28 protein-coding genes are annotated in these 26,237 nt (G+C 65.6%); 13 read left to right on the top strand and 15 right to left on the bottom strand.

The annotated features are described in order from the left end of the window. Positions 1-137: 137 nt before the first annotated feature. The 8 genes from AC1Q6Z_RS26670 to AC1Q6Z_RS26635 form a co-directional block, all read right to left on the bottom strand. Positions 138-959: an alpha/beta fold hydrolase gene (locus AC1Q6Z_RS26670; protein WP_492649886.1), complete on the bottom strand. Its 822-nt coding sequence runs from the start codon at positions 957-959 to the stop codon at positions 138-140. A 166-nt stretch (positions 960-1,125) separates the two neighbouring features. Next, a complete protein-coding gene (locus AC1Q6Z_RS26665; protein WP_492649876.1) occupies positions 1,126-2,718 on the bottom strand; it encodes an MFS transporter in 1,593 nt (530 codons plus the stop codon). Continuing rightward, positions 2,718-3,161, bottom strand: a complete 444-nt coding sequence (locus tag AC1Q6Z_RS26660; RefSeq protein ID WP_435268225.1) for a DoxX family protein — start codon at positions 3,159-3,161, stop codon at positions 2,718-2,720. The genes AC1Q6Z_RS26665 and AC1Q6Z_RS26660 overlap by 1 nt, the downstream gene beginning before the upstream one ends. A 20-nt stretch (positions 3,162-3,181) precedes the next feature. Then, positions 3,182-5,059: an amidohydrolase gene (locus AC1Q6Z_RS26655; protein ID WP_492649885.1), complete on the bottom strand. Its 1,878-nt coding sequence runs from the start codon at positions 5,057-5,059 to the stop codon at positions 3,182-3,184. Positions 5,060-5,148: 89 nt separating this feature from the next. Beyond that, positions 5,149-5,412, bottom strand: coding sequence for a XapX domain-containing protein (locus AC1Q6Z_RS26650; RefSeq protein ID WP_492649875.1), 264 nt, complete (start codon positions 5,410-5,412; stop codon positions 5,149-5,151). A gap of 82 nt (positions 5,413-5,494) precedes the next feature. Then, complete coding sequence (locus AC1Q6Z_RS26645; protein WP_492649884.1) at positions 5,495-6,145, bottom strand: hydrolase; 651 nt, start codon at positions 6,143-6,145, stop codon at positions 5,495-5,497. Positions 6,146-6,323: 178 nt separating this feature from the next. Then, positions 6,324-7,202, bottom strand: coding sequence for a helix-turn-helix domain-containing protein (locus AC1Q6Z_RS26640; RefSeq protein WP_492649874.1), 879 nt, complete (start codon positions 7,200-7,202; stop codon positions 6,324-6,326). Positions 7,203-7,218: 16 nt separating this feature from the next. Then, entirely contained in the window at positions 7,219-7,821 is a 603-nt protein-coding gene (locus tag AC1Q6Z_RS26635; protein ID WP_492649873.1) for a hypothetical protein, read from the bottom strand. Positions 7,822-8,002: 181 nt separating this feature from the next. Here AC1Q6Z_RS26635 and AC1Q6Z_RS26630 point away from each other — a divergent pair, with 181 nt between their 5' ends. The 3 genes from AC1Q6Z_RS26630 (at position 8,003) to AC1Q6Z_RS26620 (ending at position 10,630) form a co-directional block, all read left to right on the top strand. After that, positions 8,003-8,935, top strand: a complete 933-nt coding sequence (locus tag AC1Q6Z_RS26630) for a ring-cleaving dioxygenase (RefSeq protein ID WP_492649872.1) — start codon at positions 8,003-8,005, stop codon at positions 8,933-8,935. A gap of 61 nt (positions 8,936-8,996) precedes the next feature. Then, positions 8,997-9,608, top strand: a complete 612-nt coding sequence (locus AC1Q6Z_RS26625; protein ID WP_492649871.1) for an alpha/beta hydrolase — start codon at positions 8,997-8,999, stop codon at positions 9,606-9,608. Positions 9,609-9,676: 68 nt separating this feature from the next. Next, on the top strand, positions 9,677-10,630 hold the full coding sequence (locus AC1Q6Z_RS26620; protein ID WP_492649870.1) for a pirin family protein: 954 nt from the start codon (positions 9,677-9,679) through the stop codon (positions 10,628-10,630). 19 nt (positions 10,631-10,649) lie between these two features. Here AC1Q6Z_RS26620 and AC1Q6Z_RS26615 read toward each other — a convergent pair whose 3' ends face one another. Next, the gene (locus tag AC1Q6Z_RS26615) at positions 10,650-11,357 is read right to left on the bottom strand and encodes a glutathione S-transferase (protein WP_492649869.1); all 708 of its coding nucleotides are present in this window, start codon (positions 11,355-11,357) and stop codon (positions 10,650-10,652) included. Between the two features lie 91 nt (positions 11,358-11,448). On the opposite strand from AC1Q6Z_RS26615, the gene AC1Q6Z_RS26610 reads away from it, so the two are divergent. From AC1Q6Z_RS26610 to AC1Q6Z_RS26600, 3 genes are all read left to right on the top strand, one after another. Then, the gene (locus AC1Q6Z_RS26610) at positions 11,449-11,847 is read left to right on the top strand and encodes a hypothetical protein (RefSeq protein WP_492649868.1); all 399 of its coding nucleotides are present in this window, start codon (positions 11,449-11,451) and stop codon (positions 11,845-11,847) included. A 99-nt stretch (positions 11,848-11,946) separates the two neighbouring features. Further along, positions 11,947-12,441: a transposase gene (locus tag AC1Q6Z_RS26605; RefSeq protein WP_492649867.1), complete on the top strand. Its 495-nt coding sequence runs from the start codon at positions 11,947-11,949 to the stop codon at positions 12,439-12,441. Between the two features lie 104 nt (positions 12,442-12,545). Further along, positions 12,546-13,055: a hypothetical protein gene (locus AC1Q6Z_RS26600; protein WP_492649866.1), complete on the top strand. Its 510-nt coding sequence runs from the start codon at positions 12,546-12,548 to the stop codon at positions 13,053-13,055. Here the strand turns inward: AC1Q6Z_RS26600 and AC1Q6Z_RS26595 are convergent, their stop codons facing one another. Next, on the bottom strand, positions 13,056-13,550 hold the full coding sequence (locus AC1Q6Z_RS26595) for a hypothetical protein (RefSeq protein WP_492649865.1): 495 nt from the start codon (positions 13,548-13,550) through the stop codon (positions 13,056-13,058). It lies immediately after the preceding gene. A 141-nt stretch (positions 13,551-13,691) separates the two neighbouring features. Continuing rightward, positions 13,692-14,105, bottom strand: a complete 414-nt coding sequence (locus AC1Q6Z_RS26590) for a SyrB-like regulator (protein WP_492649864.1) — start codon at positions 14,103-14,105, stop codon at positions 13,692-13,694. 180 nt (positions 14,106-14,285) lie between these two features. On the opposite strand from AC1Q6Z_RS26590, the gene AC1Q6Z_RS26585 reads away from it, so the two are divergent. Beyond that, on the top strand, positions 14,286-15,242 hold the full coding sequence (locus tag AC1Q6Z_RS26585; protein ID WP_492649863.1) for a sugar-binding transcriptional regulator: 957 nt from the start codon (positions 14,286-14,288) through the stop codon (positions 15,240-15,242). A 10-nt stretch (positions 15,243-15,252) separates the two neighbouring features. Here the strand turns inward: AC1Q6Z_RS26585 and dhaL are convergent, their stop codons facing one another. The 4 genes from dhaL to AC1Q6Z_RS26565 all read right to left on the bottom strand — a co-directional run bounded on the left by dhaL (position 15,253) and on the right by AC1Q6Z_RS26565 (position 20,551). Beyond that, positions 15,253-17,019, bottom strand: coding sequence for a dihydroxyacetone kinase subunit DhaL (dhaL, locus tag AC1Q6Z_RS26580; RefSeq protein ID WP_492649862.1), 1,767 nt, complete (start codon positions 17,017-17,019; stop codon positions 15,253-15,255). A gap of 37 nt (positions 17,020-17,056) precedes the next feature. Beyond that, positions 17,057-18,034 carry an ABC transporter permease gene (locus AC1Q6Z_RS26575; RefSeq protein WP_272791040.1) on the bottom strand — a complete coding sequence of 326 codons (978 nt, stop codon included), beginning with the start codon at positions 18,032-18,034 and terminating at the stop codon, positions 17,057-17,059. Next, entirely contained in the window at positions 18,024-19,523 is a 1,500-nt protein-coding gene (locus AC1Q6Z_RS26570) for a sugar ABC transporter ATP-binding protein (RefSeq protein ID WP_492649861.1), read from the bottom strand. The genes AC1Q6Z_RS26575 and AC1Q6Z_RS26570 overlap by 11 nt, the downstream gene beginning before the upstream one ends. A gap of 80 nt (positions 19,524-19,603) precedes the next feature. Beyond that, positions 19,604-20,551 carry a substrate-binding domain-containing protein gene (locus AC1Q6Z_RS26565; RefSeq protein ID WP_256119195.1) on the bottom strand — a complete coding sequence of 316 codons (948 nt, stop codon included), beginning with the start codon at positions 20,549-20,551 and terminating at the stop codon, positions 19,604-19,606. A 280-nt stretch (positions 20,552-20,831) separates the two neighbouring features. Here AC1Q6Z_RS26565 and AC1Q6Z_RS26560 point away from each other — a divergent pair, with 280 nt between their 5' ends. The 6 genes from AC1Q6Z_RS26560 to AC1Q6Z_RS26535 all read left to right on the top strand — a co-directional run bounded on the left by AC1Q6Z_RS26560 (position 20,832) and on the right by AC1Q6Z_RS26535 (position 26,228). Continuing rightward, positions 20,832-21,704, top strand: coding sequence for a lipid kinase (locus AC1Q6Z_RS26560; RefSeq protein ID WP_492649860.1), 873 nt, complete (start codon positions 20,832-20,834; stop codon positions 21,702-21,704). 127 nt (positions 21,705-21,831) lie between these two features. After that, positions 21,832-22,563, top strand: a complete 732-nt coding sequence (locus AC1Q6Z_RS26555) for a FadR/GntR family transcriptional regulator (protein WP_492649859.1) — start codon at positions 21,832-21,834, stop codon at positions 22,561-22,563. A gap of 11 nt (positions 22,564-22,574) precedes the next feature. Further along, on the top strand, positions 22,575-23,567 hold the full coding sequence (denD, locus tag AC1Q6Z_RS26550; protein WP_492649858.1) for a D-erythronate dehydrogenase: 993 nt from the start codon (positions 22,575-22,577) through the stop codon (positions 23,565-23,567). A gap of 1 nt (position 23,568) precedes the next feature. Further along, positions 23,569-24,819, top strand: a complete 1,251-nt coding sequence (otnK, locus tag AC1Q6Z_RS26545; protein ID WP_492649857.1) for a 3-oxo-tetronate kinase — start codon at positions 23,569-23,571, stop codon at positions 24,817-24,819. After that, a complete protein-coding gene (otnC, locus tag AC1Q6Z_RS26540) occupies positions 24,816-25,448 on the top strand; it encodes a 3-oxo-tetronate 4-phosphate decarboxylase (RefSeq protein ID WP_492649856.1) in 633 nt (210 codons plus the stop codon). Before otnK ends, otnC begins: the two co-directional genes overlap by 4 nt. Positions 25,449-25,451: 3 nt before the next feature. Beyond that, on the top strand, positions 25,452-26,228 hold the full coding sequence (locus tag AC1Q6Z_RS26535; RefSeq protein ID WP_492649855.1) for a hydroxypyruvate isomerase family protein: 777 nt from the start codon (positions 25,452-25,454) through the stop codon (positions 26,226-26,228). The last annotated feature ends 9 nt before the right edge of the window (positions 26,229-26,237 follow it).

The raw sequence follows: 26,237 nt of genomic DNA, 5'->3' as shown, positions 1-26,237 counted from the left end.
ACTCGAAATGCTCCAGATCACACTCGACATCTTCCTCGCAAGAAAACGCCTCGCGAGTCCAACATGAACACTCCCCCTTGAGGGGGAGATGTCCGGCAGGCCAGAGGGGGGTGCCTTTGGCGGCACCCCGAAACCCATCAACCCTTCACGAACGCCAGCACATCGGCGTTGAACTTTTCCGCCTGCACCTCGGCCAGCCCATGCGCACCGCCCTTGTAAATCAGCAACTGCGCATCCTTCACGATCTTCGCCGACTTTTCCGCAGACGCCGCGATCGGTACGATCTGGTCGTCGTCGCCATGGATGATCAGCGTCGGGCGGTCGATCTTCTTGAGGTCTTCGGTGTAGTCGACCTCGGAGAATTCGTGCACGCAGTCGTAGTGGCCCTTGATGGAGCCCGCCATGCCCTGCAGCCAGAAGCTCTCTCGGAAACCCTCGTTGACCTTGGCGCCCTCGCGGTTGAAGCCGTAGAAGGGGAGGGTGAGGTCCTTGAAGAACTGCGAGCGGTTCGTCGCCGTGCCCTGGCGGATGCCGTCGAAGACTTCGAGCGGCGTGCCTTCCGGGTTGGCCTCGGTCTTCAGCATCAGGGGCGGCACCGCGCCGACCAGCACCACCTTGGCGACGCGCGCCGTGCCGTGGCGGCCGATATAGTGGGCGACTTCGCCGCCGCCGGTGGAATGGCCGATCATGACGAGGTCCTTGAGGTCGAGCTTTTCGATCAGCTCGGCAAGATCGTCGGCATATTGGTCCATAGTGTTGCCGTCCCAGGGCTGGTCGGACCGGCCGTGGCCGCGCCGGTCATGGGCGATGACGCGAAAACCGTTCTGGCCGAAGAACAGCAGCTGCGCATCCCAGGCATCCGCCGAAAGCGGCCATCCATGGGAGAACAGGATCGGCTGGCCCGTGCCCCAATCCTTGTAGAAAATCCGGGTTCCGTCCTTCGTGGTGATGGTGCTCATGGTCTCTGCTCCTTCGGGTTGGGTTTGTGAAAAGGCAAGGCGGGGCAACAGCGTGGCCGCACCGGCAAGGGCCGCGGCGGTCAGCGTCTGGCGCCGGGTGATGGGCAATAGGGTGCTCCAGTTGGTCATGAACCTCCTCCTTTGATCGGATGGTTTTGGCGTGTCGTCAGCGCCAGTCGGCGGCGAGCAGGTGGCGCACGGTCGGCGGGTCTTCGCCCTTGTGGAACTTGCGCACCTCCGCCTGCAGGTCGGCATCGGCTTTCGAGATGCGGCGGTGCTGGCGCAGGTGTTCGGCCCAGGATTCTACGAAGAACCATTCGAGGAAGATCTCCGGGTCGGCCGCATCCTCCGTCACGCCCCAGCCATAGGCGCCGTCGCGCCGCCGTTCCGAGGAGAAGGTATCGAGTGCGGCGAGGAAGGCCGCGCGGTCGGCGGCATCCACCCGGTATTCGACGGTGATCAGCACGGGGCCGCGGTCGTTTTCCACCGTGCCGGCGGTCAGCGGCTCGGGCCAATGGTTGGAGGGCACGAGGTCCGCCTCGCCCTTCGGCAGCTTCAGCCGGTGGAAGACCAGGCCGACGACCAGGAGGCCGGCGGCGGCGACCAGCAGCGTGGCGGAAATGCCGAGCGCCTCGGCGATCGTGCCCCAGGCAAGGCTGCCGGCGGTCATCGCGCCGTTGAACACGGTGAGGTAGATGGCAAGCGAGCGGCCGCGCACCCAGTTCGGCAGCACGGATTGCGCCGTGCCGTTGAGCGTGGTGAGCGCGGTGATCCAGCCCGCGCCAAGCAGCAGAAGCAGGAGGATCGCCACCCATTGCGGCGGAGCGAGCGACAGCCCCGCCATGACGGCCGCGGCAGCGATGGCGGCGAGCAGCATCAGCCCGTCAACGTCGAGGCGGGCGCGCAGCGTCGGCATCAGGAAGGCGCCGCCGATGGCACCGGCACCCACCGCGCCGAGCAGCACGCCATAGAAACCGGCCGTGCCGCCGAGCAGGTTGCGCGCGACGAGCGGCAGCAGCGCCCAGACCGCGCTGGAAAAGGCGAAGAACACGGCCGCGCGCACCAGCACGACATGCAGCTCGCGGCTCGACTTGGCATACCGCAGGCCCGCGCGGAAGGCGCCGAAGAAGCGTTCGGACAGGACATCCTCGCTGTTGGCCGGCCGCCGCCACCAGAGCAGGGCGGCGATGACGAAGACATAGCTGATGACGTCCACGCCATAGGTGACGGCCGCGCCAAACGTTGCGAGCAGCACGCCGCCGAGCGCCGGGCCGATGGCGCGCGAAATGTTGATGCCGAGCGAATTCAGCGCGATGGCGCCCTTGACGTCGGCCTTCGTCACCAGTTCCGGCACGATCGCCTGCCAGGTGGGCGCCATCAGCGCCGCGCCGATGCCGCCGATGAAGGTGAAGGCGACGAGCGAGGTGATCGATTGCAGCCCGGTCGCCGACAGCGTCAGCAGCGAGATGCTGGCGGTGGCGAGGATGAGCTGGATGACGATCAAAAATTTCCGCCGGTCGAGGATATCGGAAAGCACGCCGGCGGGGATCGCCAGCAGGAAGATCGGGAAGGTGGAGGCCGCCTGGATGAGGGCCACGGCGGCGGGGGCGGCGGAAAGGTCCGTCACCAGCCAGGAGCTTGCGACATCGCGCACGAAGGTGCCGATATTGCCGACGATCGTCGCCACCCAGAGCACGGCGAAGATTTTTTGGCGCAGGGGCGCGAAGGCGCCGGGCGGGCGAGCGGTCTCGGCGGCCATCAGGTCCAGTCCTCCCGGGGCGCCGTCTTCCAGCGGTGCAGGTCGTACCAGGCGACGAGCAGGAAGGCGCCGGCCAGGCCGAGATGCTCGAAGAAGGCGTTGGTCGCCATCATGCGCTCCATGCCGGGCGTCATTTCCCAGAAGCGCAGCGCGATGAAGGTTGCCATCAGCGTGAAGGCCGAGAGCGCCAGCGCGCCGATCCAGCGGCAGAAGCCGGTCAGCACCATGGCCGAGCAGGCGAGCTCGAAGAAGATGACCGCGGCGGCGATGGGGGCGGCGGGCGTCAGGCCGAAATGCTCCATCTCGGCAATGGCGCTGTTGAAATCGAAGAGCTTCATCAGGCTGCCCTGGATATAGGCGGCGCAGAGCCCGAGCAGCGCCAGAAGCCGCACCGGATGGCTGATGATGAAGGGCGCGCAGACTTTTGCCGCGCGCTGTTCCATGGTTTGCAGCATGTTCTCTCCTATACCGCCCAGCAGGCACAGCCGAGCGCGCCAAAAAAGCCCTTGAGATCGCCGATCGGCAGTTTCGACGTCCAGGCGCCGGCATGGTCGTGGCCATGCACGCCGCAGGAACTGGCGCAGCCGCAGGTCGAGATCGCAGTGCGCCGCAGCGAGCGTTTGCCCGCGCCCTCCGGCTCGCCCCAGGCGGCGTAACCACCGAAGGTCTTCACCGGCGACCAGTCGGGCATTGCCGGCGGCACGGGGTTTTCGTCGAGCGCGGCGAAATCGCCGGCACCATAGACGATCTTGCCGCCGACCATGGTGAGTTCCGAGGTCAGGAACGAGATCTCGTCCTCCGCGCAGGTGAAAAAGTCCTTGTCGGGCACGATGAGGTCGGCGAACTGGCCCTTTTCGATGCGGCCCTTTTTGCCCTCCTCGTTGGAGAACCAGGTGACGTTTTCCGTCCACATCCTCAGCGCCGCCTCGCGGTCGAGGCAATTGGCGCGCGGATAGAGCGCCAGGCCACCGACCGTCCTTCCGGTCACCATCCAGGACAGCGAGACCCAGGGATTGTAGGAGGCGACGCGGGTGGCATCCGTGCCGGCGGAGGTTTTTATGCCCTTTTCCAGCATGCGGGCGACGGGGGGCGTGGCTTCGGCTGCGGCATTGCCGTAGCGCTCGACAAAATATTCGCCCTGATAGGCCATGCGGTGCTGCACGGCGATGCCGCCGCCGAGCGCCGCCACGCGGTCGATCGAGCGTTCGGAAATGGTTTCCGCATGGTCGAAGAACCAGTTGAGGCCTTGCAGCGGAATATCGCGGTTGACCTTCTCGAACACGTCGAGTGCCCGCGAAATCGTCTCGTCATAGGTGGCGTGCAGGCGCCAGGGCCAGCGGTTTTCGGCGAGGATGCGCACGACGCCTTCGAGGTCGCCCTCCATTTCCGGCGGCATGTCCGGCCGCGGCTCGCGGAAATCCTCGAAGTCGGCGGCGGAGAAGACCAGCATTTCGCCGGCCCCGTTGTGGCGGAAATAATCGTTGCCCTGCTTGTACTTGACCGACTTCGTCCAGTTGAGGAAATCCTGCTTCTCCTCCTTCGGCTTCTGCGTGAAGAGGTTGTAGGCGAGCCGCACGGTCATCTGGTTGTCGTCGGCGAGCTTCTGGATGACGGCATAGTCGTCCGGATAGTTCTGGAAACCGCCACCGGCATCGATGACGGAGGTGACGCCGAGCCGGTTGAGCTCGCGCATGAAATGCCGGGTGGAATTGACCTGGTAGTCGAAGGGGAGCTTCGGGCCTTTGGCCAGCGTCGAATAGAGGATGCCGGCATTGGGTTTTGCCAGAAGCAGGCCGGTCGGGTTTCCATTGGAATCGCGGATGATCTCGCCGCCCGGCGGGTTCGGCGTGTCCTTGCCGTAGCCGACCGCCCTGAGCGCGGCGCCGTTGAGCAGCGCGCGGTCGTAGAGATGCAGCAGGAAGACCGGCGTATCGGGCGCAACGGCGTTGATCTCCTCGATGGTCGGCAGGCGTTTTTCCGCGAATTGATGCTCGGTGAAACCGCCGACGACGCGCACCCATTGCGGCGGCGGGGTGATCGCCACCTGGCGCTTCAGCATGTCCATCGCGTCGGCGAGCGAGCGCACGCCGTCCCAGCGCAGTTCCATGTTGAAGTTCAGCCCGCCGCGCACGACGTGGGTGTGGTTGTCGCAGAGCCCGGGCAGGGCGCTGCGGCCCTTGAGGTCGATCACCCGCGTTTCCGGCCCGGCCAGCGCCATTACCTCGCGCTCGTCGCCGACGGCGAGGAAGGTGCCGTCGGCAATCGCCACGGCCGTCGCCTGCGGATTGCTGCGGTCGAGGGTGGTGAAACGGCCGTTGCGAAGGATGAGATCAGCGGTCATCGAACGGGTCTCCTGTTGGGCATGCGCGCTGGCGCTACCCATCGTGAGGGCGGCGGCGGTCGCGCCGAGGAATTTACGACGGGTCGGCATCAGGCGTGTGTCCTGTCGGTGGGTTTTCCGCCCTTCGGCATTTCGCCGAAGACATGCGGCTTGACGTGATGCTGCAGCCAGGATTGCGCGGCCGGGTCACGGTTCCAGAACGACTTGGCGAGCGGCACGATCTGTTCGCCGACGAGAATGCCGAGCAGCCCGATCAGCGCCACCACCGGCGGGGCCGGCGAGCGCACGTTCAACAGGCTGTAGACCACGCCCACAAGCAGGCCGGCGCCGAGCGAGAGGAGATAGATTTTCATCACAGGCTTCCCTCCATCATGGATCGAGTGCCCGCCCGCAGGCGATGCGGGCAGGCGGAACGGGGTAGGGCAGGCGCTTGGCTCAGTGCGCTTCGGAGGCACCGAACATGGTCTTGGCGTAGATGATGCCGAGACCATACGCTCCGCCGAATTTCTTGGCGATGCCCGTCGTCAGCTCGTAGCTTTCGGCGCGCGCCCAGTCGCGTTGCAGCTCCAGCAGGTATTGCAGCGAGGTCATCGGGCGCACGCCGGCCTGCACCATGCGGTCCATGGCACGGTCGTGGGCTTCCGTGGAAATGTCGCCGCAGGCATCCGCGATGACGTAGACCTCGAAGCCCTGGTCGAGGGCCGAAAGCGACGGGCCGACGATGCAGACGGAGGTCCACAGGCCGCACAGTGCCAGGCGCTTCTTGCCGATGCGGTTCACCTCCTCGATGACGGCGGCATCCTCCCAAGTGTTCATCGAGGTGCGGTCCAGCAGCGCCTGGCCGGGAAAGGCCTCGGTGATCTCAGTAAACATCGGGCCGGAAAAGGTCTTTTCCGCCACGGTCGTGAGGATCGTGGAAACGCCGAAACCCTTGGCGCCATGGGCGACGAGGGCGGCGTTGTTGCGCAGGTTGACGGCGTCGATCGACTTGGTCGCAAAGGACATCTGCGACTGGAAGTCGATCATGATCAGCGTGTGGTCCTTGGGCGAAATCAGCTGGCTGCCGGGGGTCGGCGTGGCATTCAGGGTCATGGACGGTCTCCCTTTGCAGGATGCGGGTTGCGGGTTCCGGAATGACCCGACTATGCCCCCGCGCCCCGCGCCGTTCTTGTCCGGTATGTTCGTCTTTTGAAGATTCCGCCAGGTTTCTAGGTTGAAAATGCACGCAACCATGCGCGCGGCCCATCGCGTCGATCCGAAAAATTCAGGAGCGGCTGTCGCGGCGGAAGCGGGCGGGGGTGCCGCCGGTGACGGCGGAGAAGATCTTGGTCAGGTGGCTCTGGTCGGCAAAGCCGCAGCTGATGGCGATCTCGGCGATCGGCAGGTCCGTCAGGAGCATGTCCTTGGCGCAGGCGACGCGATATTCGGTGAGCCAGCGGGCCGGCGTGCGGCCGAAGCTCGCCTTGAAGGCCTTGATGAAATAGCTCTGCGACAGCTCGCAGCTTTCCGCCAGCTCCGCGATGGAAAAGCCGCCGTCGAGGCGGGCGGCGAGGAATTCCAGCGCGCGCTTCTCCTGCCAGGGCGCCAGCGTGCCGCGGCGCTCGGCGGGGAAATAGACGCCGCCATAGGCCTGCGTCAGGTGGGTGAGGATGGCAAGCCCGACCTGTTCGAGGAACAGCCGGCTTGCCTGCTGCGGCCGCTCCAGCGCCGGCAGCAGCGCCTGGGCGAGGCCCAGCATCACCGGGTCGAGCGTGCCGGGCGGGCATTTGAAGCCCGACAGGTCCGGCCGGCCGATCTCGGCGGCAAAGGCCCGCACATGCCAGAACGGGATCTGGAAGCGCACATTGTCGAAGGGCGAGAGGTGGTGGCAGCGCCATTCCTCGCGCAGGTCCGTAATCGCAAGCGCGCCCTTCGGATAGCCGCCCTCGAAGACCAGCGCGGCGCCGCGCCACAACCGGTGCAGGCGGAAATCGGCGAGCTGCGTGATGATGTTGAAGGCTTCCTCGCGCGGGTTCGGCGGGCTCGTCACGAGGTCGTCGCGGTCGGAGCTGAGGCGCGTCACGGTCATCGGCGAGACATGCAGGATCGCCCGGCGCGGAAGAGCCGCCGCCCTGGCGGGATCTGCAAAAAACGCTTCGTTCACCGCGGCCTCCCTCCCGTCAATTCAGGTGCTTGCGGTCCCAGACGGCGGGTTTTTCGCCGTACTGGTGCAGCAGATGGGCGCAGATCGCCACCGCGACATGGCGCAGCAGCGCGGGCGGCGAGGGTTCCGCGCGACTTCCGAGCAATGCCAGCAGCGCCGTGCCGAGATTGCCGAGCACGGAATCCTGTTCGCCGCGCCGGCAGACCAGCCGTCGGCTCGCCACGCCCGGCGACAGCGCCGCCGCCTCGTCGAACAGCCCCTTGGGCAAAACGAAGGCGAGCGCGCGAAGCCGGCTGGCAAGGCGGATGCGCGCACCGTCCGCGAGGTCGACCAGGCAGATCGATCCGCGCTCGTAGTGGCGCACCGGCGTCGCCGATCCGTCGGCGCGGATATCGGCGTGCGCGGCATCCTCCAGGTAGAGCATGAGGAAATAGGCGTCAGCCGCGGGGAGGGGCACGTCGTTTTCCCCGCCCGGCTCGAATTCCTTGCAGATGCTGGTGACGGAAAAGCCCGCGGCCCGGATCGGCACCGTGGTGAGGCTGGGGGCTTCCGGCGTGCCGAAATAGAGGCCCACGCATGTCAGGTCTTTATGGGCCGGGTCTTTGTCGGGAAGCGTCAACGGCAATCTCTCAACCATGTCTGCGGGTGGTTTTGACCTTAGTCGACGCCGCCCGGCCGCGCAACGCAATCGGCACTATTGCGAAAACGTCAACAATATATGCAATATTATGGATCTTCTGGTGAAGGCCGAGGGAGGTTATCTCTTGCTCAACGAATGAACCGAGAGCGAGGACAAATCCATGCTTACCCAGATCAAAGGCCTGCACCACGTCACCTCGATGGCGGCCGACGCGCAGGAAAACAACGACTTCTTCACCAAGACGCTCGGGCTTCGCCGCGTCAAGAAGACCGTCAACTTCGACGCGCCCGACGTCTACCATCTCTATTACGGCGACGAGACCGGCTCGGCCGGCACGGTCATGACCTATTTCCCCTTCCCGCACATCGCCAAGGGCGGGCGCGGCGCCGGTGAAGTCTCCGAAACGGTGTTTTCCGTGCCGAAGGGCTCGCTCGGCTACTGGAAGGAGCGTTTTTCCGGCACCGGCCTGACCGGCCTTGCGGAAGACGAAGCCTTCGGCGAGAAGCGCCTGCGCTTCCTCGGCCCCGACGGCGACGGCTTCGCGCTGACCGAGGTGGACGGCGACAAACGCCTGCCCTTTGCCGGCGGCACGGTTCCGGCCGCTGAGGGCGTGCACGGTTTCCACGGCGTGACCATGCGGCTGCGCGATGGCGGCGCCACCGGCGAACTCTTGAAATATATGGGCTATGAGGAAATCGACCGCCGCGGTGCGCTGACCCGCTATGCCGTCAAGGATGGCAACGGCGCCGATGTCATCGATCTCGAAGTGCTGCCCGGCGCACCGTCCGCCCGCCAGGGTGCCGGCTCCGTGCACCACGTCGCCTTCGCGGTGGAAAACCGCGCGGCCCAGGAAGAAGTGCGCAAGGCGCTCATGGATACCGGCTACCACGTCACCCCGGTCATCGACCGCGATTACTTCTGGGCCATCTACTTCCGCACGCCGGGTGGCGTGCTGTTCGAAGTGGCGACCAACGAGCCGGGCTTCAACCGCGACGAGGACACCGCCCATCTCGGCCAGGCGCTGAAGCTGCCGCGCCAGCACGACCATCTGCGCGCGCAGATCGAAGAGATCCTGCCGCCGATCGTCGACTAGTTTGCAATCCCGCCGGCGCCACCCAGCCGGCGGCCTCCTCTTTGTTTCCAGGGAGACCATCATGTCCCGTGACGCCTACCACCATTTCGCCACGACGCCGGATGCCGGCGCGCCGCTGGTCTTCACCTTCCACGGCACCGGCGGCGACGAACACCAGTTCACCGGCCTCGTGCACCAGATCCTGCCCGCAGCCGGCATCGTCTCGCCGCGCGGCGACGTTTCCGAACATGGCGCAAACCGCTTCTTCCGCCGCACGGGGGAAGGGGTCTACGACATGGCGGACCTCGCGCTGCGCACGAAGAAGATGGCGGAGTTCATCCGCGCCCATAAGGCGGAAAACCCCGATACGCCGATCTATGGCCTCGGCTATTCCAACGGCGCAAACATCCTCGCCGCCGTGCTCTTCAAAGCGCCGGACCTGTTCGACCGGGCGGTGTTGATGCATCCGCTGATCCCCTGGACGCCCGCGCCCAACGCCGCACTTGCCGGCCGAAAAATCCTGATCACCGCCGGAAGGCGCGATCCGATCTGCCCGCTGCCGCTGACAGAGAAGCTCGCCGCCTATCTGGAAGGCGAGGGCGCTGCGGTTAATCTCGCGCTGCACGATGGCGGCCATGAGGTGCGCCAGCCGGAGATCGACGCCATTGCTGCCTTCCTTGCCGATCAGGGATAAGGTGGACGAAAGCGGCCGGCTCCCGCCCCGGAGCCGGCTTTTAAACAATCCAACGAGGAGAAAAAACCATGAGCTGGATGCCCGGTATAGAACCGCAATGTCCCGAGGCCGGCACGGTCGACGACATCGAGATGCTGATCGTGCCCCGCGCCCGCGATCTCGGTGGCTTCGAGGTGCGCCGCGCGCTGCCGGCGCCGGAGCGCCAGATGGTCGGCCCCTTCATCTTCTTCGACCAGATGGGACCGGCCGAATTCCTGCACGACGGCGGCATCGACGTGCGCCCGCATCCCCATATCGGCCTTGCCACCGTCACCTATCTCTACCAGGGCGAGTTCCAGCACCGCGACAGCCTCGGCACCAACCAGATGATCTATCCGGGCGAGGTGAACTGGATGGTCGCCGGCAACGGCGTCACCCATTCCGAGCGCACCAGCCCCGAGACCCGCGCCAAACGCCATTCGCTGTTCGGCATCCAGACCTGGGTGGCGCTGCCGGAAGCCGACGAGGACAAGCCGGCAAGCTTCGAACACCAGGGCGCCGACGCCCTGCCGTTCCTCACCGGCGAGGGCAAGCAGGTGCGCCTCATCCTCGGCAATGCCTGGGGCGAACGCGCGCCGGTGAAAACCTTCTCCGAGATGTTCTATGCCGATGCGGTGCTGGAAGCCGGCGCCAAGCTGCCGCTGCCCGACAACCACGAGGACCGCGGTCTTTACGTCACGCAGGGCTCCGTGCTGATCGCCGGCGAGGAATTTCTGGCCGGCCGGATGATGGTGTTTCGCCCCGGCGATCCGATCACCGTTACCGCAGGCGAGGCGGGCGCCCGCCTGATGCTGCTCGGCGGCGAGACGATGAACGGGCCGCGCTACATCGCCTGGAATTTCGTCGCCTCCTCGAAGGAGAAGCTGGAAGCCGCGCGGGAAGCCTGGATCAAGGGCGATTTCGAACACGGCCGCTTCCGCCTGCCGCCGGACGACAAGGCCGAGTTCATCCCCTTCCCGGAGACCCTGCCCACGGGCCACTAGAACCGTTTGGCGGCCGAGACTACGGGTCGAGTTCCGGATAGTGGCGGAACAGATCGTCCTCGTTCGGCGCAAGGCGCCGCTCGCTTTTCAGATAGGCTGCAATGCGCGGATGTTTCGCCACGGCGGCCGAGAGGGCGGCTATCTTCGGATAGTCGCCGTAAAGCTGTTCCATCAACCGCGGGAAGGCATAGGAAAGCCCGCTCATCACCTGGAACAGCGAGAGATCGGCATAAGTCAGCCGATCGCCGACGAGGTGGTCGGGGCCGGCGGGGTTGCGCTCCAGGATGGTCTCGAACCAGCCGAGGAACTTTGGCACGCGCTCCTCGCGGAATTCCTTCGCCCGGCGCAGCGCCTCCGGCTTCTGGTCCTCGTAATATTGCCCGGCGCCGATCGGGTGGTGCACATCATGCCCCTCCACGACGAAATCGGCGATGGTGAGCTGGATCTGGTGCGTCCATAGCCGCAGCCGCTCGTCCTTCGGCGCCAGCTCCAGCCGGTCGCCGAGATAGAGCAGGATCGCCGCCACCTGTCCGACGACCACCGCCCCGTCCTTCAGGAACGGCGGCGCGAAGGAGGGCGTCGCAAGCTCCTTGCCGAAAGCCGAAAGCACCCGGTCGCCATCCTCCCGCGCGACATCGCGATAGGGCGCACCCGCTGCCTCCAGCGCCAGCCGCACATATTCCCCGCGGCCCTGAATGCCGCTCCAGTAGTAGAGTTCATAGGTCATGCCGCCCAAATGCTATCAGCCCCGTCCGGGTTCCACAAAAGGCGAGGGCATGGCCTTGAAGCCATTGCCGGCGCCGGTCATGATGCCCCCCATGGCACAATCATCCGGCTCCTTTGAGGTCGAAGAGGTCTTCACCGAACAGCACGACCTGCTGGTCCTCTCGCTTGGCTTCATCTCGCCCAAAAACCCGCTCGACATCCTGCATTTCGCCTGCGGCCGCACACGCAGCGGCGAAATCCCGCCCCTGATCGAGGACCTCCTGTATATCGAGCGCACCGACCAGGATCTCGCCTGCGACAGCCGCGACCTCCTCGCGCTCGCTGCCACACCGGAAGGCATCGCGCTCCACCTCACCGAAGCCGGCGCCCAGGCCCTCCGCCTGCCGCAACAAACCCTCTTCCGCTTCGACCGGCATCCCCACCTGCTGCCCCAGGCCACCGCACTCCTATCAGCCATGTCCGCCGCCGGCCAGGAGCAGGTGGCGCCTTGAAAGGCGCAAACGCGGACAGCCCATCCACCAAAGTCACATAGGACTTGTTATGGAACTTATCGGGCACGTTGCCCTTACATTTCCTTTGGCTTGACTCCCGTGGCTGCACAGATGACAAAAGCCCTTGTTCAGTTGGAGTTTACGATGGCAGACGAACCAAATCTCGATGCGAGCACCCAAGCGGTTGAGGCCACCCCGGCCGCAGTCCCTGCCGAGACAAAGAAACGTCGGCCTCCGGCAAAGCGCAAGGAAGCGGCAGCACCGGTCGTGACTCCTGCTGTCTCGCCCTCGAAGTCGCGCCGGCACTCCGAAAGCGAGAAGGCCGAAAAGCTTGCTCAAATCGAGCGCCGCCTGAGCGAGGGATCGACGTTGAAGGCGGCTGCCGCGGACGCCGGCATTTCGGACCAGACTTTTTACCAGTGGAAGCGGGCAGTGCCGACGGCGGACGCGAAACCTGCTGCACCCGCCTCCCAGGACGATGGCCTCGCGGACCTGCTGGCGCTCGAAGCGGAAAACATCCGCCTTCGCGGCCTGCTGGCCGAAAAACTGCGCACCGAAAACAGCGAGTTGCGCAAGAAGCTCGGCCTGGCCTGAACCCCCATTCCCTCGATCGATTGTATCGTAGCCGCAACTAATGTATGCGACGCCGAGCCTTGTTCTCTGCGAGGCAAAACTTTGAGCCAAAGGTCTACCCGCGCATGAAATCGCAGCGCAGCTTTGTCGTCGTGAAAAAGAACAGCCGCCGGCAGCCCAAGCCCCAGGCATCGTCTATCTGGGGTGACACGGACTTCAAGGCCCTCGCCCGCGAGGCCGAGATCGAGGCGCCGGGTATTTTCGTGGAGCAGCCGATTGCCGTAGAACCGCCGGCTGCTGAACCGGCTTTGGTCGAAGAGGTCGCGGAAGCACCTGCACCCATCGAGGCGCCTGAGATCATCCCGACGCCCGAGGCCGTCGAAACGGCTCTGCCAGAGGTCGAAAAGCGGCAGCCGGCGCGCAAGCGTAGCGTAGCGAAACCCTCAAGCGCGACGACGACAGCGACACCCGCGGTGGAACCGGTGGCAGCGGCTGTCCCGACCTATGACGCGTTGATCGAGCTTGAAGACGCCAATCGGAAGCTCAGGCTACAATTGCGCAAACGGCTCGAAGCGGAGCGCGCGCAGCTTGTCGAAATGCTCGAACGTGTGGGCATCCGCCAGACTGCCGCGTGATCACGAAACGCCAAATCGCTCCAGCATCTTCTTGAGCTGAGCATTCTGCAAAACCAGCACATCCGCCAACTGGCGCCTCAGCCGCTGGACATCCGCATCCACATTTTCCACCTCGGTCTGGAAACGGTCCTGCGTGTTTGCGGCGCTTTCTGGCTGGCTGGTAAGCGCGACTGTCGTGCCGATTTCGATCTTCTTCGTCCGGCCAACCCGCTTCCTGCGCGTTGCAACCTCTTTGACGGCCTCGTGTCGTTTTGGAGCCATCCGTGCCTTGGCGCGAACGCGGGCAGACCGCTCGGATGCCCTCGCCTCCTCCTCGGCCGGTTCACGGATCGGGGACACATCCTCGGCGGGTAGCTCTGTTACGGGGAGCGTGTTTTCCTGCGCCGGCTCGGGGCGCGCCTCAGCTTCGGCAGGCCCCGCATCCTGGCCAGTGTCCCGGTCTGCCGGCCGGCCGCGCGAGATCAGGTTCCCGATAAACTTCCATGGTGATTTCATCGTGCTTCAACCTCGAGCATTCGCGTCACGACGGACATGACGCGCCAATCCGACTCGGGACGTGAGCCTCAGCGCATTTTCGCTACCGACGATGTCATGGCTAGGGCCGATCTTGTCTGCCGGCCCGAATGTGCCCGCCGATCAGGCGAGACCAAGCTTCTTCCGCAGGTCGGCATTTTCCGCGCGAAGCTTCTCAGCCAGGATCTTGCGAAGCCGCTTGTTCTCGTCTTCGAGCTGAAGAAGCTCAGCCATCTCGTCACCGGCCGAAGCAGGCGCGCTGACGGCAACGGCAGCCTGCTTTTTCGCGGCAACGTTGCTGCGCTGGCGCTTGGCGGCAACGGGCTCGGCCGCGGGCGTCACCTCGGCGCCATTGCCGGTCCGCTTCTTGCGGGCATCGGAGACCTTTGCCGGCTGGGAGGGAGACGATTTTGCCTTCGCTTCCGCGGCCACCTTCTTCACTCTCGGCGCGCGCGGCTTCTTGACCGCCGGCGGGGTCACGCCGGCAATCGCCGCTGCAACGTCGGAATTGGTGCCTGGGGTCTGCTCGTCAGCCATCGTTCGCCTCCCATGATCGCTAAAACCATGTTTCAGGCGCGTTGCAGAGGGAGTCAATATCCAGGGCGTCATTAACCTGCTTCGCCGGGACATATCACGCTTCAGCGCTGATCAATCCGCGGTTGCCCATGGCCCACCAGTTGGCGTATCGAAAGAAACGATTTGGGGAGAGTGCAGCGCGTGGGCGAAGACTGGGGACATTTCGATGAGGAACTGGAGCGCGCGCGCGTCGCCTGGCTCTATTTCATCGGCGGGCAGACCCAGCAGGAAATCGCCCAGCGCATGAACATCACGCGGCTGAAGGTCAACAAAATCATCGGCCAGGTGCGGGAATCCGGCAGCGTGCAGGTCAATGTCAGCCTGCCTTTGACAGACTGTATCGAGCTTGCCGAAAAGGTCTCCGCCCGCTACGGCCTGGTCGATGCGCTGGTGGTGCCGGATCTCGACGATTATCTGGAGCAGAAGCGCGTCATCGGCGAGGCGGCCGGTTCGCTGGCGAGCGAACTGATCGAGGGGCGCGACATGGGCGTCGGCATCGGCTCCGGGCGCACGCTGAGCTTTGCCGTGCGCAGCCTGCGCGCCCGGCCGAAATCCGAAAGCTGGGTCGTGGGGTTGACCGGCGGGGTCACCAGCGGCTCGGCCACCAATACGTTCGAGGTCGCGACGGCCTTTGCCCGCGCGCTCGGCGTCGAATGTCACTACCTGACGGCGCCGATCTACTGCGCCAATCCCGAAAGCCGCAATGCGCTGCTGCTCAACGACGAATTGACGGACGTGCTGGCGCGCACCGAGATCGCCGATATCGGAATCGTCTCCTGCGGGGCCTTGGCGCAGGAGACGTCGCTGACCCAGATCCGCGTCGTGAAGGACAATCTCGATACGGTGCTGAAGCGCGGCGCCGTCGGCGAATTCATGGGCTGGTTTCTCGATGCGCGCGGCCAGGCGATCGATCATTTCCTCAACGACTCGATCATCGCGCTGCCGCCGGACAAGCTGAAGCTCAAGCCGATTTCCGTGCTGGTGTCCGGCGGTATCCGCAAGATCCCGATCATCCGGGCGATCCTGCGCGCCGGTTATGTCAACCGGCTCGTCACCAATGAGGGCGTCGCGCGGGCCTTGCTGCAAGGCCCGCGCTGACTGTCCTGGATCAGGCAAGCGCCTTCTGGAGCGCGTCCGCCATGGTGCGTAGCGTCACATAGGTCGAGGCCGCACCGGGGTCGATATGGCCGACGGAGCGTTCGCCGAGTTTCGCCGAGCGGCCGCGCCGGGATTCGAGCGCCGCCGTCGCCTTCATGCCGGCCTCGCCGCCGTCACGGGCGGCAACCAGCACGTCCAGCGTGGAGCCGCCATCCTTGGCAACACGAAAGCCCGCCTCGACCGCCGGCACCCAGGCGTCGATCATCGTCTTGTCGCCCTGTTCGGCGCGGCCGCGGTCGCGAATGCCCTGGCAGGCCGCACTCAGCCATTCGGCCATGCCCGCGCCGTCGAGGTTGAGGCGGTGGCTGACGGCCGTGCCGGCGCGCAGGAACGCGGTGGCGTAGAGCGGGCCGGAGGAGGCGCCAACGGCGTCGAGGAAGGCCTTGGCCATGCGCTTGCAGATGCCTTCGATCGTCTCGTCGTCCTGGGTATCTTCCAGCGCGCGCTGCACGGCCTTCCAGCCGATTTCCATCGTCACGCCGTGATCGCCGTCGCCGATCACGCCGTCGAGTTCGGAAAGCCAGTTCTTCTCCGCGATGATCTCGTCGCCGACGGCATGCATCATCGTCTTGAAGATCGCCGGCGTGACGTCGCCCTCGGTCAGCAGCTCGCGGGGCTTGTCCTGAACGGCGGCGCCGCTTTCGGCAAGCTTGACCGCCTTGCGGCTGCGGATCGCGATGTCGTCGGTCTTCTCGAAGGCGCCGACGACGAGGGCCGGCGTGCGGCAGGGATGGTCGAGCAGCGCCTGCAGGGTATCGTCCAGCTTCATCAGCGTCACGGAGGCGCCGGCCATTTCCAGCGACGTCGCATATTCACCAACCCACGAGGCGTGGATCTCGATGCCAAGAGCATCGAGCCGCTGCTTGACGCGGCGGAAGATGAGGTAGAGTTCGATCTGCGACGTGGCACCGAGGCCGTTGACGAGAACAGCGACGCGCTCGCCCGCCTTGAGGTCCAGCTCCTTCAGCACCGCCTCCACGAGTTCGTCGCTCACCTCGTCCACCGGCGCGAGTTTCTGGCGACGGATGCCGGGCTCGCCGTGCAGGCCCATGCCGATTTCCATCTCGTCGTCGCCGATGGTGAAGTTCGGCTTGCCGGTCTGCGGCAGCGAGCAGGGGCTGAGCGCCACGCCCATCGAGCGGGTCGCGTCATTGGCGGCCTGCGCCAGCGCCTCGACGCGCGCCAGCGGCTCGCCGAGATCAGCGGCGGCACCGGCCACCTTGAAGACGAAGAAGTCGCCGGCAATGCCGCGGCGCTCGGATTTGCGCTCGATCGGGGCGGAGGCGACATCGTCGGCGACCGCGACATGGCGCACGGCGATGCCGGCCTGTTCCAGCTCCTCGGCCGCCATGGTGAAATTCAGCACGTCGCCCGTATAGTTGCCGTAGAGCATGACGACGCCGACGCCGCCGTCGACGGCGCGCGCAGCCTCGACGATGTGCGACGGCGAGGGAGACGCGAAGATGTTGCCGACGGCGGCGGCATCGGCAAGGCCGCGCCCGACATAGCCGGCAAAGGCCGGCTCATGGCCCGAGCCGCCGCCCACGACGATGCCCACCTTGCCATCGCGCGGACCGTCGACGGCGACGACCGCCCGTCCCGTCGCACCCTCGACGCGCAACATGTCCGGATGCGCGCCGACCATGCCTTCGATCATCTCCGCGATGATGTTTTCCGGCGCGTTGATCAGCTTCTTCGTTTTGACTTCCTGGTTCATTCTGCTTTCTTTCGTCAGATCGATGCGGCCGTCGGCTTCAAGCGTCACGGCGGAGATAGCGGCGGGAAACGGCGTCGAAGGAAATGGCGAGCACGACGATCGCACCCGAGACGATGCCCTGCCAATAGGGCGAGACGCCGAAGAGCACGATGATGTTCTCGATGATGGCGATGATGCCCGCTCCGAAGATCGCCCCGATCGGGCTGCCGATGCCGCCGGTGGTGGCGACGCCGCCGATGACGGAGGCGGCGATCGGCGCCAGGACCCAGGTCTCGCCGATCGATGGCTGGGCAGTGCCGAGGCGCGCGACCATCAGCACGCCCGCAAGGGCGGCAATGGCCCCGGCGGCGGTGAAGACGAGAAGGCGCACCTTGTCGACCTTGATGCCGAGCATGCGGGCGCCGGCCTGGTTGTTGCCGATCGCATACATGTAGCGGCCGAAGGGCGTCTTCAGCATGACGAAGGTCGCGACAGCCAAAGCCACGAGCATGATGATGAAGGGCACGGGAATGCCGAGAAGGTCGCCGCGGCCGAGATAGTGCACGTCCTTCGGAATGCCGGTGATCGCGACGCCGCGCGTCAAAACCAGGTTGGCGCCGCCGAAGATGCCGGCCGTGCCGATGGTGAGCACCAGAGAATGCAGCCGCAGCACCGTCACCAGCAGGCCGTTGATGAGGCCGAGGCAGGCGCCGAGCAGGATCGCCAGCAGCATGGCCGAATAGGGCTCGAAGCCGAGCCGCACCATGAGGATGCCGGAGATGACGCCGCAGAGCCCGCCGATTACGCCTAGCGACAGGTCGAGCTCGCCCAGCACCATCAGCATGGATTGCGCAATGGTGATGAGGCCGACGAAGGCGAGCCCGCGCGCGATGACCGACAGGTTGTAGGGCGTGAGGAAATAGGGCGAGATCAGCGCGGAAAGCGTGAAGATCACGGCGAGCGCGACGAAGACGCCGGCAAGCGGGCTGCGCGACAGGATCGCCCAGGGCCTGGTTTGCGTGGAGCTAGTTTGCATGGGCTTTCGCCTCCGTGCCGAAGATGGCGCCTACGAGGGTTTCGTTGCTGGTGTTGGTGGTGTCGAACTCGCCGGTGATGCGGCCGTGATGCATGGTCACGATGCGGCTTGCGCATTTCTTGAGTTCGTCGAGTTCGGATGAGACGAGGATGACGCCGACGCCCTCCTCCGCCAGACCCTTCATGATTTTGTAGATCTCGGTCTTGGTGCGGATGTCGATGCCCTTGGTGGGCTCATCGAAGATCAGGACGCGCGGCCGCGTCGCCATCGCCCGGCCGATGATGGCCTTCTGCTGGTTGCCGCCGGAAAGCTGCGAGATGCGCTTGCCCATGCCGGATGTGCGGATGCCGTAGTCGTCGATGATCTTCTGCACCGCCTCACGCTCGCGCCCGCCGCTGATGCCCAAGGCACCTTTCGTCAGCGAGAGGATGGAGATGCCGATGTTTTCGCGCAGCGACAGCAGCGGGAAAATGCCGTGGTGCTTGCGCTCTTCCGAGAGGTACAGCATGCCGCCGTCGACCGAGGCGGATGTGTCGTTGAGCGTCCACGGCCTGCCGTCGACCGTCACGCTGCCGGCCTTGGCCTTCAGGAAGCCGAAGATGGTCTGCATGACTTCGGAGCGGCCGGCGCCGACAAGCCCGGCAAAGCCGAGGATCTCGCCGCGCCGCAATTCGAAATCGACATCGTGGAAGCGTGCGCCGGAAAGGCCGCGCACCTGCATGATCGTGTCGGTGACCGGCCCTTTCGGGCGGAAATGTTCGTCGAAGGAAAGGTCCCGGCCGGACATGGCGCGGATCAGGTCCGCCTCGGCAATGTCGGCGATCCGGCCGCTTTCGATCTTCTCGCCGTTGCGCAGCACCGTGTAGTCGTCGCCGATGGCGAAGACCTCGTCCATCTTGTGGCTGATGAAGACAATGGCGTGGTCGCGGTCGAGCAGGCCGCGGATGACCTTGAAGACGCGGTCCACCTCGACGCGCGTCAGCGACGACGTCGGTTCATCGAGGATGAGCACCTTCATGGCGGCATTGGTGCAGGCGCGGGCGATCTGCAAGAGCTGCTGGTCGGAGACGGAGATATTGGCGACCAGGTCGCGCGGATCGGCCTCGATGCCGAAGCGTTCCAGATAGGTCCTGGCTTCCTCGACGAGCGCATTGCGATTGACGAGAAGGCCGCCATGCCCCGTCCTGTCGAACGGCATGAAGAGGTTTTCCGCAACGCTCATCTGCGGGAAGAGATTGAGCTCCTGCGGCACATAGGCGACGTTCTTGTAGAGGCTCGCATCCTCTGCCGGATCGCGGCCATCGATCAGCACCTGGCCGCGGGACGGCCGGTCGGTGCCGGTGAGGATTTTCACGAGGGTGGATTTGCCCGCACCATTCTCGCCGGCGAGAATGTGCGTGCGGCCGAGTTCGATCGTCAGATCGACCCCGTCGAGCGCGGTCACGCCGGGAAAGTCCCGGCCAAGGCCGCGGGTTTCGAGATAAGCCATGGGGCACCTGCGTACAGGAATGAGATGGAAAAGGCGCGGGGGGAGTGCCCCGCGCCTCGCGTCAGTCCGGTCGTGCCGGATCAGCCGCCCACATTTTCCTTGGTGAGGAAGGCGTTGCCGGTGTCGAGGTAACCCGGCACCTTGGCGCCCGTCGCCTGCGCCCAGAGCAGCATGACCGACCAGTAGCCCTGGAGTTCCGGCTGCGAGGCGGACGAGCTGTCGGCCACGCCGTCGCGGATCATGTCGAGCATTTCCGGCAGGTTGTCGAGACCGACGAGCGTGACCTGGCCCTGCTTGCCGGCTTCGACGATCGCCTGGCCGATGCCGATCGGGCCGGCAGCGTCGGATGCGACCCAGCCCTTGAGGTTCGGGTTCGCCTGCATGATGGCGGCCGCCTGCTGCTGCGCTGTCTCGATGCTGTCATTGTCGATGCCTTCGGCAACGACCTTGATGCCCGGATGTTCGGCGAAGACCTGGCGGTGGCATTCGGCGCGGATCGAGTGGTTCGGCGCGGTCGGCACGCCCTGCATGATGGCGACTTCGCCTTCGCCGCCGAGAACCTCGACGAGGCGGCGGGCCGCGATCTTGGCCTGTTCGCAGAAATCGGAGCCGATATAGGGGATGGCCATGCCTTCCGGCGGGATCGAATCGAAGATCACCAGCGGGATCTTCTGGTTCTGCGCTTCTTCCAGCGAGGCGCGGTTGCCGGACGGATCGAGCAGGTCGAGCGCCAGGCCATCGGGCTGGGTCGCAAGCGCGCTGTCGATGATCTGGTTCTGCTGCACGACGTCGGCGGACTGCGGCGCCGAGTAGATGACCTCGACGTTGGAACCGGTCTGCGCCTTGATCGCGGCCGCGGCGGCCTGTGCGCCCTCGTTCACCTTGTCGAACCACGGATGAACGACCTTCGGCACGACGACGAAGCGGTAGCTGTCCTTCTTGGTCGTTCCCTCGGCGTCCTGGGCCGAAACGGAAAGCGGCAGGGCAAGCGCGGCGGCGCATGCCAGGAGCGTGGCAAGTTTCTTCATGATGACCTCCCTTGGAGCAGGCGAAAATCCCTCCCGCCTGAATGATGGAACAGGGGCTTTGCATGGGCGCTCTCTCCCAAAACCCAAAGCCCACGCTCGGTTTGATACAGATGTATTTTCATTTTTACAACAGTAAAATGACGAGCGCGATTGTCTGACGCAACGCCCCGGCGCGCTGCTCGTCAAATCGCAGGATGCAAATACCGGGGACGCATCGTTGAATGCGGATGTCGCACTGCACATATCTGGGCGGGCTGAGCCATCGAAAGACAATGACCGCATGACACCGAAGACCGCTTTGCTTTTGGTCAATCCGAATTCGCGCCGTGGCAGAGAAAGCCTCCCTCAAGTCCGCGACCTGTTGAGCCGCACGCAGATCGACTATGTCGAACTGCCGCCGACGGCGGATGTCTCGGCGGCGGATGCCATTCGCGAGCACGCGGCGCGCGTCGATATGGCGATCGTCGGGGGTGGCGATGGCAGCCTCAATGGTGCGGCGCCGGGATTGCTCGATACCGGGCTGCCGCTCGGCGTGCTGCCGCTCGGCACGGCCAATGATTTTGCGAAGACGGTGGGCATACCGCTGGACCTGCCGTCCGCCATCGGCGCGATCGCCAAGGGAAACACCACGAAGGTGGATCTCGGCCAGGCCAACCAGCACCCGTTCTTCAACGTCGCCAGCATCGGCTTCAGCGCCGATCTCGCCATGTCGCTGACAGAAAAGGCAAAGAAGCGTTGGGGCAAGCTGGGTTATGGCCTGGTGGCCGCCCGCCTGCTGGCGAACTCGCGCCTGTTCACCGCCACGCTCGAACATGACGGGCAGGCCGAGGAGCTTAAGACCCTGCAGGTCTCCGTCGGCAACGGGCGCTTTTACGGCGGCGGCATGACCGTGCATGCCGATGCGACGGCGACCGACGGCATGCTCGATTTCTACAGCCTGGAGGTCGACCACTGGTGGCGGCTGCTGCGCCTGCTGCCGAGCCTCAGGAAAGGCACGCAGGGCGAATGGGACGATGTGCGCGCCTTCTCGACGAAGGCGCTGACCATCCGCACGAGCAAGCCGCGCGCCGTCAACCTGGACGGCGAATTGAAGACCACGACGCCCGTCACCTTCGCAATCCTCGAAAAAGCCGTCTCCGTCTTCGTGCCCTGACGCCCCCGAACTGGTCGTGGAAATAGACCACTCGGCGTCACCGTCCTTGCGCATTTTTCCACAAGGAGGTGACAGCTGGCGACAAATGGCTTAACTGGTCTATAAAGCAGTCCAGTCAGAGCAAGCCATGCCGCGCCTCTCGCCCCTCAACGAGACGATCCACAAGCAGACCGCCAAGGAGATGATCCGCGACAAGATCATCTCCATGATCGCGTCGGGAATCCTGCAGCTGGACGACGAGCTTCCGAGCGAGCGCGAGCTTTCCACCATGCTGGCCGTGAGCCGGGAGACCGTTCGCGGCGCGATCCAGCTTCTTGCCGGCGAAGGCGTCGTGCAGGTCTCGCAGGGCGCGCGCACCCGCGTGTGCCGCGTCGACGTGACGGTGCGCACGCAGCGCATCGGCGTCACCGATCCCACCTCCATCAACGGCTACAGCCTGGAGGCCGTGCATGCGGCGCGGCTGCTTGTCGAGACCGCCGTGGCCGCGGATGCCGCGCGCCATCTCAGCGCGGACGATATCCGCCGCCTCGACGATTCCATCGCCGCACAGGAGCAGGCCCTCGACGACCCGGTCCGCTTCCTGATCTGCGACCGCGAGTTCCACCTGACCATCTACTATGCCTCCACCAACCGGCTGCTCGCCGATTTCGTGGTCGATCTCTACACCTACATGCTCGACCACCGCCGCATCGCGATGGGAGAGCCCGGGGCGATCGAGAAGAGCCTGGAAGACCACCGTTTCATCGTGCGGGCGCTGAAGATGCGCAATCCGGACGCCGTGGCGGCGGCATTCTCCGAGCATATCCTGCGCATTCGCGACACATCGCGCGCCGTCGACGAGCGCGGCCTCACAAACTAGGGAGTTGGCCTATGCATATCCTGATAATCGGCGCGGCGGGCATGGTCGGGCGCAAGCTGGTGAACGCGCTGCTGCGGACCGGCACGGTGGCCGGCAGGCCGATACGCCGCCTCACCCTTGCCGATATCGTGGCGCCGGAAACGCCCGATTTCGACGGAGAGGTCGAGGCCATCGCGACCGATCTCGCGCATGACGGTGCGGCGGCCGCCCTTATCGCCTCCCGGCCGGATATCATATTCCACCTGGCCGCCATCGTGTCCGGCGAGGCCGAGGCGGATTTCGAGAAGGGCTACCGCGTCAATCTCGGCGGCACCCATGCACTGTTCGAAGCCATCCGCCGCGCCGGCCTCGAAAGGCCCTACAGGCCGCGAGTCGTGTTCACCTCCTCGATTGCGGTGTTCGGGGAGCCGCTGCCGGCGGTGATCGGCGATACGCAATGCCTCACCCCGCTCACGAGCTACGGCACCCAGAAGGCGATCGACGAGCTTCTGCTGGCGGATTATTCCCGAAAGGGCTTCTTCGACGGCATCGGCATTCGCCTGCCGACCATCTCGATCCGGCCGGGCAAGCCCAACAAGGCCGCCTCGGGCTTCTTCTCGTCCATCCTGCGCGAGCCGCTGGTCGGGGAGCCGGCCATCCTGCCCGTCAGCGAGACGGTGCGCCACTGGTTCGCCAGCCCGCGCGCCGCCGTCGGCTTCCTGCTGCATGCGGCCGAACTCGATACCGGGTCGCTCGGCCAGTTGCGCACCATCACCATGCCGGGCCTTTGCGCCACCGTCGGCGACCAGATCGAGGCGCTTCGCCGCATTGCGGGCGATGGCGCCACGAAACTCATCCGCCGCGAACCGGACGAGACGATTGCCGGCATCATCGCCGGCTGGCCGAAGAGCTTTGACGCAAGCCGCGCCGAAGCGCTCGGCTTCCGAGCCGAGACATCCTTCGAGGAGATCATCCGCGTCCATATCGAGGACGAGCTGGGAAACCGGGCTCCGGAGCGCGCCTGACATGCTGCTGGGTGCCATTGCAGACGATTTCACCGGCGCGAGCGACCTGGCCAACACGCTGGCAAAGGGCGGCATGTCGACCGTGCAGTTTTCCGGCATCGGCCATGAGGCGGCGGATTGCGAAGCGGGCGTCGTCGCGCTCAAGACGCGCTCCATTCCCGCAGCCGATGCCGTTTCGCAATCCCTTGCCGCGGCGCGCTGGCTGCTGGACCAGGGCTGCGAACAGCTCGTCTTCAAATATTGCTCGACCTTCGATTCCACGCCGCAGGGCAATATCGGCCCGGTCGCCGAAGCGCTGCTCGACCTGCTGGGCGGCGGCACGGCGGTGGTCTGCCCGGCCTTTCCGGGTGCGGGCCGGCGCATCTTCATGGGCCATCTCTTCGTCGGGGATCGCCTCCTGTCCGAAACGGGCATGCGGCATCATCCCCTGACGCCGATGACCGATCCCGACATCCGCCGCTGGCTGTCCCTCCAGACCGCCGGCGAGGTGGGCGGCGTCCCTCTCGACACCATCCGCTCCGGCGTCGATGCCGTGAGGGCCGCCTTTGCCCTCAACGCGCAAGCCGGCCGCCGGCTGGTCGTCACGGATGCCATCGACGACGAAGACCTGATGACGATCGGCGCCGCCATCGCCGGGCACAGGCTGGTCACCGGCGGGTCCGGCATCGCGCAGGGCCTGCCGCGCAACTTCCGCGCCCAGGGCAAGCTCTCCGCAATGCGCCGGGACTTGCCGGCCGTGCGCGGGCCGGGCATCGTCTTGTGCGGGTCCTGCTCCACGGCTTCGCAGCAGCAGGTGGCCGTCTACGCGGCAAACCACCCCTCCCTGGCCATAGACCCGTCGGCCCTGATACGCGGCGAAACGACTGTCGAAGGTGTCGCGCGCTGGATCGGGGAGCAGAGCGCGCAAACGCCCATCGTCTATTCCACCGCCGCCGAAGACACGGTTGCCGCGGCGCAGGCGCGTTTCGGCCGCGCGGCGGTCGCGGCGAAGATCGAGGACTTCTTCGCCACCCTCGCCCGTCATCTCGCCGATACGGGCACCCGCCGCATCGTCGTCGGCGGGGGCGAGACCTCGGGCGCCGTCGTGGAGGCGCTCGACCTGTCGAGCATGCAGGTGGGCCGCGAGATCGATCCGGGCGTCCCGGTGCTGGTCGGCGAGCGCAACGGCCCGCTCGGACTGGCGCTCAAAAGCGGCAACTTCGGCGCGGTGGACTTCTTCGAAAAGGCACTCGGCCGGGTGGGACAGCCATGAACGAAGCAAGCGTGCGCGAAAACATTGTCCAATGGGGAAAGTCGCTGTTCGAGCGCGGGCTGACCGCCGGCTCGTCGGGAAACATCTCCGCCCGCGTGGAAAATGGTTTCATCGCGACCCCGACGAATTCCTGCCTCGGCTTCCTCGACCCGGACCGCCTGTCGAAGCTCGATGAGAGCGGCACCCACCTTTCCGGCGACCCGCCGACGAAGGAACTGCCCCTGCATTTCGCCTTCTACGAGGGCCGTGCCTGCGGCGCCGTGGTCCATCTGCATTCGACCTACGCCACTGCCCTCTCCTGCCTGTCGGATACCGATCCCGAAGACGCCATCCCGGCCATCACGCCCTATGTGGTGATGCGCGTCGGCCGGGTTCCGGTCGTGCCCTATACGCGGCCGGGCTCGGCGGAGGTCAGGCCGCTCATCGCCCGGATTGTCGCCGAGCACAGTGCAGCCCTCCTAGAAAACCACGGGCCGATCGTCTCCGGCGTGACGCTCGATGCCGCGGTCTTTGCCATCGAGGAGTTGGAGGAGGCCGCAAAGCTAGCAATTCTGACGCGCGGCCTTCCGGTCAGGCAGCTGTCCAAGGCCGCCGTCGACGATCTCAATGCCACCTTCAAACTACGGTGAACCATGCCGAAATTTTCCGCCAATCTCGGCTTCCTCTGGCCGGACAGACCCCTGCTCGACCGCATCGACGCCGCCGCCAGGGCCGGCTTTCGCGCGGTGGAGCTGCACTGGCCCTATGACGTGCCCGCCGGCAGCGTGAAGCAGCGCTGCGCCGCGCACGGCCTCCAGCTTCTCGGCATCAACACGCCGCTTGGCCGCAGCGAAGACGGCGATTTCGGGCTCGGCGCCCTGCCCGGCCGCGAGGCGGATTTCGAGGCGGGCTTTCGGCAATGCCTTGCCTGGGGCGAAGTCGCCGGGGCCTCGGCCATCCATGTGATGGCGGGTGTCGTCGCGGCCGATCAGAAGGCGCAAGGCCGAAGCACGCTTGTCGAAAACCTGCGCAAGGCCGCCGCGCTGGCACCCGCAATGACGCTCCTGCTGGAAGGCATCAACCAGCGCGACAAGCCCGGCTATTTCTACTCCACCATCGGCGAGAAGGCGGACATCATCGCCGAGGTCGGCGCAGCGAACGTCAGGATCCTGTTCGACATCTACCATGTCGGCGTTTCCGAGGGGGACATCTTCCGCAAGCTCGAAACCTATCTCCCCCTCATCGGCCATGTGCAGATCGCCGCCGTGCCGAGCCGGGCGGAACCCGACGAGGGCGAGGTCCACTATGCCCATGCCTTCGCTGAACTCGACCGCCTCGGCTACGACGGCTGGGTCGGCTGCGAATACAAGCCGCGCGGCGGCACGGATGACGGGCTCGCCTGGACGAAAGTGCTGAACGTCACGCTTTGAAACCGAAGG

This window comes from Shinella sp. GW835-FHT14H05, assembly GCF_058793575.1.
This window is presented reverse-complemented; position numbering and strand designations above follow the sequence as displayed.